The sequence below is a fragment of the Novosphingobium sp. KN65.2 genome, from assembly GCF_001368935.1.
GTDB lineage: Bacteria > Pseudomonadota > Alphaproteobacteria > Sphingomonadales > Sphingomonadaceae > Novosphingobium > Novosphingobium mathurense.
This window is the reverse complement of sequence record NZ_CCBH010000182.1, coordinates 1-7,348: the sequence shown is the minus strand read 5'-3', so window position 1 is coordinate 7,348 and position 7,348 is coordinate 1. Positions and strand designations below refer to the sequence as shown.

At 60.9% G+C, this 7,348-nt stretch carries 10 protein-coding genes; 7 read left to right on the top strand and 3 right to left on the bottom strand.

Translation table 11 applies throughout. The features are described from left to right. The first annotated feature begins 254 nt into the window (after positions 1-254). Both SPHV1_RS18755 and SPHV1_RS24560 read left to right on the top strand, forming a co-directional pair. Positions 255-815 carry a chlorite dismutase family protein gene (locus tag SPHV1_RS18755; protein ID WP_011514928.1) on the top strand — a complete coding sequence of 187 codons (561 nt, stop codon included), beginning with the start codon at positions 255-257 and terminating at the stop codon, positions 813-815. A gap of 133 nt (positions 816-948) precedes the next feature. Further along, positions 949-1,305: a cupin domain-containing protein gene (locus SPHV1_RS24560; RefSeq protein ID WP_012435589.1), complete on the top strand. Its 357-nt coding sequence runs from the start codon at positions 949-951 to the stop codon at positions 1,303-1,305. A gap of 446 nt (positions 1,306-1,751) precedes the next feature. Here SPHV1_RS24560 and SPHV1_RS18750 read toward each other — a convergent pair whose 3' ends face one another. From SPHV1_RS18750 to mobQ, 3 genes are all read right to left on the bottom strand, one after another. Then, entirely contained in the window at positions 1,752-2,057 is a 306-nt protein-coding gene (locus tag SPHV1_RS18750; protein ID WP_205499322.1) for a HigA family addiction module antitoxin, read from the bottom strand. Positions 2,058-2,180: 123 nt separating this feature from the next. Beyond that, positions 2,181-2,456: a type II toxin-antitoxin system RelE/ParE family toxin gene (locus SPHV1_RS18745; protein ID WP_030092726.1), complete on the bottom strand. Its 276-nt coding sequence runs from the start codon at positions 2,454-2,456 to the stop codon at positions 2,181-2,183. 79 nt (positions 2,457-2,535) lie between these two features. After that, positions 2,536-3,600, bottom strand: a complete 1,065-nt coding sequence (mobQ, locus tag SPHV1_RS18740) for a MobQ family relaxase (protein WP_047167716.1) — start codon at positions 3,598-3,600, stop codon at positions 2,536-2,538. A gap of 224 nt (positions 3,601-3,824) precedes the next feature. On the opposite strand from mobQ, the gene SPHV1_RS18735 reads away from it, so the two are divergent. From SPHV1_RS18735 to SPHV1_RS24550, 5 genes are all read left to right on the top strand, one after another. After that, positions 3,825-4,094 carry a hypothetical protein gene (locus SPHV1_RS18735; protein ID WP_047167715.1) on the top strand — a complete coding sequence of 90 codons (270 nt, stop codon included), beginning with the start codon at positions 3,825-3,827 and terminating at the stop codon, positions 4,092-4,094. Continuing rightward, entirely contained in the window at positions 4,094-4,987 is an 894-nt protein-coding gene (locus tag SPHV1_RS18730; RefSeq protein WP_053000203.1) for a hypothetical protein, read from the top strand. Before SPHV1_RS18735 ends, SPHV1_RS18730 begins: the two co-directional genes overlap by 1 nt. Beyond that, positions 4,984-5,280, top strand: coding sequence for a hypothetical protein (locus SPHV1_RS18725; protein WP_047167714.1), 297 nt, complete (start codon positions 4,984-4,986; stop codon positions 5,278-5,280). Before SPHV1_RS18730 ends, SPHV1_RS18725 begins: the two co-directional genes overlap by 4 nt. Before the next feature lie 385 nt (positions 5,281-5,665). Further along, positions 5,666-6,772 (top strand): replication initiation protein, encoded by a 1,107-nt coding sequence (locus tag SPHV1_RS18720; RefSeq protein WP_047167713.1) that lies wholly within the window; start codon positions 5,666-5,668, stop codon positions 6,770-6,772. A gap of 77 nt (positions 6,773-6,849) precedes the next feature. Next, positions 6,850-7,290: a recombinase gene (locus tag SPHV1_RS24550; RefSeq protein ID WP_082370061.1), complete on the top strand. Its 441-nt coding sequence runs from the start codon at positions 6,850-6,852 to the stop codon at positions 7,288-7,290. The last annotated feature ends 58 nt before the right edge of the window (positions 7,291-7,348 follow it).

The window sequence follows — 7,348 nt, the reverse complement described above, 5'->3', positions numbered from 1 at the left end:
CAGCGATAGATCGTCGTATGATCGACATCGATCCCACGCTCGGACAGCATTTCCTCGAGATCACGGTAGCTGATGCCGTATCGACAATACCCGCGTAGGTTCGCTTCAGCAGTTTCGATTCGAAAGTTCAATGTGATTGCTGCGGGCGGTCGTCGCAGTTGCGCGGAGGCGATGATATGATGCACAAGCACGGGATCGGCAGATAGGTTCTTCGAAGCTGCAAGAGTTAAAACATTCACACATGAAAGATTGAAATGGATACACGATTATTTGCTTTCGTCGGCGCAGACATTGGCCCTTGGCGGATTGTCAGGGCCGAAACGAGAGTTGGCGAGCCCCTGCCTGAAGCCAAAAGGCTCAACGTCGTATCCGCTTCAGAGTTGCAGTCTGAAACCAATGCACCCTGGATACTTCGTGGAATAACCAGCAATGAACGATATGTCATGCGCGCAGAGAAGAATGAAATTGTAGCGAAGCAGCAAGGTCTGGCGCGCCCAGAAGCAACGTGCGGTGCGCTAATACCGATCCGGAAGAACGCAGCTTGGTGGGAGCTCACGCAAGACGAACGCCGGAGCGTTTTCGAACAGTCGAAGCACGTCCAAATCGGGCTTCAGTATTTGCCTGCAGTAGCGCGCAAGCTCCACCACTGCCGCGACCTCTCAGAGAATGAACCGTTCGATTTTCTGAATTGGTTCGAATACGCGCCAATTCATGAGGTTGAGTTCAACAGGCTGCTTTCCGAACTGCGTGCGTCAGAGGAATGGAAATACGTCGACCGAGAAGTCGATATTCGTCTTACGCAAGCACAGGTCTAACCCGCCGATGAACACGGACCCCCAACAACGGCGCGGGGCGGCGCCGTTTCGGGCCGGTTATCGGCAACGTAGAACTCTCGGATACAGTTGTTCTGTAATAACTTCTCAAGCCAAATTGATTTTTGGAGTGGATATGGAAATGGAATCAAGAATATTTTCGGTAACAGAATATATTCGTCCGTCTGACGGCGAACCAATTCGTTCAGTGGTTCTGGAAACCAAGGACTCAGCAGTTGTTGTTTGGCATGCCCATCCTGGGCAAGAAATAACCGCTCATGTTCACCCGGACGGCCAAGATACTTGGACGGTTATCTCTGGAGAGGCTGAGTATTACCAAGGAGGCGGCAAAGTCGCTCATCTAAAGGCTGGAGATATTGCCATAGCAAAACCTGGCCAAGTGCATGGCGCTCTAAATACTAGTCCAGTGCCGTTTGTATTTGTCTCAGTGGTTGCATCTGGCAACGCGGGTTTTGCGTTGGCTGAAAAATAGTCTTTCTCAAATGTGTGCCCCAGAGAGTTCTAACCCATCCATCAACACGGACGCTGCGCGATGAAGCCGCGCCGCGCCGGCTAACTCCACGTTGAGCGTCAGCTTTCCATATGTCTGGGGGTCTGCAACGGGTCGGGTGCCGTCGCGTGCGCAGTGTCAAAGCTGACATGACTAATACATGAGATGGGCTGATGCTCGCCGTCCGGTCAGGCAGCTGCCCCCCTGCAGGACTCACAGCAGTTGTATGCCACCCGTCATCCGAGACGTCAGTCGGCCTCATCCAGACCGGAACAATCTGGACGTGACGTCCGGCTGGCATTGCCGTGATCGAAATGGCGGCTAGTGACACGACTGTTGGGTCTACCCCATCGACCGGGCGCGGGACAAGCCACGTTGATCGGCTGACGGAATTTTCGGCGGTTCCGGCTTAGAACCCCATAAAGGGATCACGCCGCTTCGAGCGTAGGGATACGCGCGATGATATCGGCGTCCTTCACTGCCTGCACACGCAAGTCGTAATTGCGCTGCATGTTCACCCACATTTCGGGCGTGGTGCCGGTTAGCTTGCCGATCCGAAGCGCCATAGTCGGGGTGACATCCTGCTTTTCAGCGAGGATATCGTAGAGGGTCTGCCGCGACACCTCGATCAGCCTGGCGATCTCCGCCTTGGGCTTGTTGAGTGCGGGCAGAATGTCCTCCCGCAGCAGCTCACCGGGGTGCATCGGGGCAAGGCCGGATACGAGCTGGTTCATCATCTGTCTCCTGTCCGGGCCGATCCCAGATCATCATGCGTCTCTGTATAAGCTCTATATGTAAACTAAAGCCTTACATGTCAAGCATTGGCTGACAGATTTTTAGGAGGGGCTTGCCCCTCCTCAATGATAATCCTCGATATTCACGTCGATCGCATTGCCGTCATCCCAAGCCCATGTGACCCGGTAATTGCCGCTGGCATCGACTGCATATCGTTTGGGCTTGGTGCTCAACCCATGAAAGCGAAAGCCCGGAACATTCATGTCCTCGGGCTTCGTGGCAGCATCTAGCGTGAGCAGGATGCGGCGAACGCGGTTGTGGTTCTGGACGGGAAGTTTTGAGCCATCTCCCTTGGTGGCGAAGGCTTCGAGCGCCTTGCTGGTGTATGTTTTAATCATAGACACATTGTAAGGCATTTCCTGACATTTGTCAAGTATTACCTTACACTCTGCCGAAAACGATTCTTCGGCGGCGACCCTACCGCCCGAACCCGATATCCGGCCCGTCACGTCCACGCTGACGGTCTAGCTCCTGCTCTCGCTGCCGATCCCGCCCACGCTGCCCCGATTGGTCCAGCTCAATCGCCGGCACCTGGTCGCGCTGGGGTGACTGGTCGAGCGCCGGCACCGCCCCGAACCCGCCCTCGCTGCTGGTCTGTAGCCCCGATCGCATCGCCCGCGCTGCGCCCTGGACCAAGCTGGACATGCCCTGCATCGCTAGATCGGCACGCTCGCGGAGTTGGTGGGACCACTCCCGTATCCGCTCCTGACCACGCTCGATGTAGAAGCCCAGCCCCCGCTTCTCCATGATCGCCTCGTTCATCTGCCCGCGCGGGGTAACGGCGTGCGGCTCCTTGCCGGCCGCGATCTGCTCGGCCGACGCGCGCCGCTCGATCGCGGCCGACGCATGGCCCATCTTCACGGTCGGTTCGATATCCAGCCCCTGACGCTCGTAACTGCGGTGATCGACCCGCTCGGCTACCTGGGCGTGTTCCAGCGCGCTGTTGACCATCCCGGCCCACCGCTCGCGGATCGCCTCCACCTCCACCGAGGCCGTCGAGCGCACGTCGAGCTGGCGCGTCTTCGCCCCCAGCCCGTCCGCCTCCGCTACCCGCGTCGTCGTCATGACGTGGGCATGGTGGTTACGATCGTCGCCGTAATCATGCGGGGCGTGGATCGCGGCATCCACTGCCACCCCGTAGCGGTTGCGGATATCCTCCGCGAAAGCACGCACCAGGTCGCGGCGCTGGCCGGCGTCCAGCTCGGCCGGCAACCCCAGCTCATATTCTCGCGCGACCTTGGCGTCCTTGCGCTTCTCCGCCGCCTCGGCCGCGTTCCACAGCGCGGAGCGGTCCTGCGCCCACTCCGCGCCTTCCGGGGCGACGATGAACGCGTCCTCGACGCCGCCCCGCCGCGTGTAGTCGTGCACCAGGCCGTCGCGCTCGTTTTCGAGACAAGCGCCGGTCCGGTACGCCGCAGCCGCGACCGCGCTGCGCCCGGTCGAGCGCGACACCGATTTCACCGCCAGATGGTAGATCGCCATCGTCGCGCCTGCCTTCTCCAACGTGGTCCAGCGGCGTTGCGCTGGTCGGGGTGTGGGGCGGAGGCCCCGCTGTCGCATCGCGACATGGGTGCAGGGTATCCCTGCCGCACGCATTACGCAGTAATGCTAAAGTGCGCCCTTGTCTCCTATCGTCGTCTCGGGTGGTTTCGTTTGTTGGTTTGAGCTATGCTCGCTTTGTTATCGTGCTTTCACGCGGAGAAGGTATGGCGGCACCAACACCCGAAGCCATCGAACAGGCTCGCAAACGGGTCAACCAGGCCAAGGCCCGTCTCGACGCGCTCAATGCCCGTGTCGCTGCCGAGGGCCGTCGTCTCGATACCCGCCGCAAGATCATCCTGGGCGGACTGCTCATCGACGCCGCCAGCAAGGACAAGCGGTTCGCCGGCATCGTCTCCGAACTGACCCACCGCATCAGCCGGGATCAGGATCGCAAACCGTTCGAGGGATGGACGCTGCCCGGGGAGGATCGCTGATGGACCGCGACCGCGACGACGACCCCCGTCGCCTGCTCGAACAGGCCCGCCAGCTCAACGAGCGGGAACGCGGAAAGGGAATGGCTCGTGGCGGGAGCCGAACCGATGCCCCGGCCGGCAGGTTCGATCCCGCCGAGTTCGACACGCCCCCCGATCCGCCACCCTCTGCCGCCGGTCGCGCGCGCGATGTCGCCGACGCCGCCCAGGCGCACAGTTTCTTCTCCCACCTCGACACCAACATCCAGCGCGTCCTCGCCGGCTTTGGTACCCTGCGCGATCTGGTGGCCGATGTGCGCGCCAGCCTTGCCGATGCCGCCGCCAGGGACGCACAGCGCGCCGAGGACGAGGAAGCCCGTGACAAGGTCATAGCGGCCCGCCTGGTCGATCCTGCCGCCCTGGAGGCCCGTGCAGAGGCTGGCGCGCGTCGTGGAGCCACGGACGGCCTTGCCGGGGCGGGAGAGGCCCTGCGACGTCGGATCGACGCTGACACGGCCGCGCACGCCGCCCTGGCCGATCGTCTTGCGGCTGATGCCGCCGATCGCCGCGCCCATGAGCAGCGCCGGCGCCGGTGGGACAGGTGGTGGAACGGCGCGCTCGCCGGCTTCGCCCTGCTGGTGCCGATTGCCGGGGGTTACGGCTACTACCTGGGTAACGGGGCCGGCGAGGCGCAAGGCTATGCCCGCGCCCGTGATGAAACGGCTGCGGCGAGCTGGGCCAACACCGTCAACGGTAAGCTCGCCCGCCGCATCGATCAGGCAAGCGAACAGACCATCCCCGCCATTGCCGCCTGTCCCAAGGATCACGGTTGGAAGCGAGAGAAGCGCGACGGGGTATACTGGTGCTTCGGCGCGAACCCTGATGCCAAATCCTACACCGGGTGGCTGCTGCCATGAACCTAGATGATCGCACCCGCACCTGGCAGCTCATCATGACCGGACATGATCTCCGGCGCGTCACGCTCGATACCCAGGCGGACATGGCGCGGCTGCTCGACCTCGATCCCTCAATCTCGCACCTGACGCTGGAAATCGGCGGGGATCGCGTCCACGTCGCCCGCGACTGGCCCAGCGACCAGTACGAGGAGGCCGATCGCCTGATCGATCGCATCGCCGCCTCCGGCGTGTCTGCGATCGTTGTCCACGAGCGCGACGGCAAACCCCCTCGCCGCGTGACGACCGGCGAATGATGGCACGATGCCTTCGCCCCGACTCCTTCCTCGCCAAGCCTGCGGCCGGTAGGCCGCCCCTGTGACGGCGTAGCCGGCACGCATCATCGGTGCATCGGCCGAAGGCCGATTCCGCTTGTCATCATGCAACGCCAGCCTCGCGCGTGCGCGATGATTCTAGATTCTATTGATTCTATGATTCAGGGGTTGCTTGTCTGTTGATTCATATAGGAAAAATGGCCTGACCTACGACAAATGGGGTGCTCAGTTACGACAAATGGGGTGAGCACCTACGACAAATGGGGTGCTCAGTTACGACGGATCGGGTGCCCCGTGAGGAATGGGGTAACTGTGCGATCTATGACATTGACGTTGATCTTATGTCGTAACTGGCTAAGCTCATGCTGTGCTCGACGACCTTCCTATCGGCCGCACGATGAAGGCGGCTTCCACGATCTCGGTTCGTGACGGTCATGCCATCGTCAAAGCTGGCGAGTTCATCGAAGCACGGTTCGGCGCGGGTACGTCACCCTCTTTGGCGGCCCGCAAGACCCTAGCCCTTCTAATCGCCAAAGCTGCCGGTGAAGCGTGGCGACCGGGATCACATGTCATCGCCAAGCGCGATCTGCGAGGCACCCACAACGCCAATGATCGGATCCAGGACACCCTCGATGAGCTGATGGATGTGAAGTTCCAAATGCCTTCGACCTCGGCGCAAGGGCGTGCGGCGACGCTCACCGCTGCCCTGCTTGCCTGGACGCTCAACGAACATGCCGAAGACGGCCGGGCCACCGTCGAGTGGGAGTTCACGGCACCGGCTAGGGCAATCCTACAGGGGAGCGATTACTACGCTCGCCTCAACCGGGCGGCTCTGCTCGCCTTCCGGTCGAAGTATGCGATCACCCTCTATGAGATGGGTTGCCTGCTGGCTGGACGGCGTAGCCCCACATGGTCCGGAACGGTCGATGAGCTGCGGGAGCGGCTTGGCGCACCCTCTAATTCGATGCCCAACTTCTCCGACTTCCGGCGTCTGGTGCTGACACCTGGCAAAGCCGAAATCGATCAGCTCGCTGCCTTCACGATGGACTGGTCGGAAAAGCGCGGGGCGCGGGGCAAGATCACCCACGTCACCCTGACCTTCACCCCTAAAGACGACGACGCCACTGACGCCGCGGCCGATGAGGCAGGACGCCATAGCAGCGGCCGAAAGGCCCGCCGGGAAGGGACGACAGAAACCATCGTCGACACCGCCAGCCTCATCGCCTCGGCGGCTTCTCGGCTATCGGTTTCGGACACCCTACGCTGGCCGGCCGACGATCAGGTGGACGAGTTCAAGACCCCGGAGCTTCATGCAATCGGAATGGCCCTAGGCGGTGGTCACTCCGTACAGCGCCTAGCGGATCAGTATGCTCGCGTCCGCCCCGAACAGCGCCGTAAATTGGTAGGGGATGCCCTCAAGGCAGATTGGACGAAATGGGTTACGGGGTGTGCCACCAAGTGGGGCAGAGTCTGACCATTTCGCCACCTGACCGTTTCTGCTAACAGTTAGCGGATCACGTTTTGAAACGATCCGCAACAGGGACGGATAAAATGGCTTACACCCTCGGAGAAGCCGCAAAGGCGACAGGTATTAGCAAGGCTTCCATATCGCGAGCCATCAATAGTGGTCGAATTTCTGCGACAAAGAAGGATGACGGTTCTTTCTCGATTGAGCCAGTCGAACTGCACCGGGTGTATCCTCCCAAGTCAGCCGCACCAGTAACCGAAACACCATTTGAAACGCTACGCAACGGCAATGCTGACACCCGTAACGGGTCAGATTCCAATGTATTACAGGCTCGTCTTGATGCTGCCTTGGAACAGTTGCGCGATCGGGACGGCACGATCGACGACCTTCGTCGTCGCCTCGATCAATCGGATGAGGAACGGCGTGAGGCTCAAGCCCGAGTGATCGGACTGCTGGCCGGACCCGGCCCCACGGAATCCAAGAGGGGGTTTTTCGGTCGTCTATTTGGCCGTCCTGACGAATGACCGCGATCACATCCATCAAATGAGATTTACACCCCCATTTGGCCCAGTCGGCCCGAAG

What these genes read in the sequence shown, in the direction of transcription:
- SPHV1_RS18725 (WP_047167714.1), top strand. Translation starts at nt 4,984, where the DNA reads ATGAACCTAGATGATCGCACCCGCACCTGGCAGCTCATCATGACCGGA.
- SPHV1_RS18745 (WP_030092726.1), bottom strand. Translation starts at nt 2,456, where the DNA reads ATGATTAAAACATACACCAGCAAGGCGCTCGAAGCCTTCGCCACCAAG.
- SPHV1_RS18735 (WP_047167715.1), top strand. Translation starts at nt 3,825, where the DNA reads ATGGCGGCACCAACACCCGAAGCCATCGAACAGGCTCGCAAACGGGTC.
- SPHV1_RS24550 (WP_082370061.1), top strand. Translation starts at nt 6,850, where the DNA reads ATGGCTTACACCCTCGGAGAAGCCGCAAAGGCGACAGGTATTAGCAAG.
- SPHV1_RS18755 (WP_011514928.1), top strand. Translation starts at nt 255, where the DNA reads ATGGATACACGATTATTTGCTTTCGTCGGCGCAGACATTGGCCCTTGG.
- SPHV1_RS24560 (WP_012435589.1), top strand. Translation starts at nt 949, where the DNA reads ATGGAAATGGAATCAAGAATATTTTCGGTAACAGAATATATTCGTCCG.
- SPHV1_RS18750 (WP_205499322.1), bottom strand. Translation starts at nt 2,057, where the DNA reads ATGAACCAGCTCGTATCCGGCCTTGCCCCGATGCACCCCGGTGAGCTG.
- SPHV1_RS18730 (WP_053000203.1), top strand. Translation starts at nt 4,094, where the DNA reads ATGGACCGCGACCGCGACGACGACCCCCGTCGCCTGCTCGAACAGGCC.
- mobQ (WP_047167716.1), bottom strand. Translation starts at nt 3,600, where the DNA reads ATGGCGATCTACCATCTGGCGGTGAAATCGGTGTCGCGCTCGACCGGG.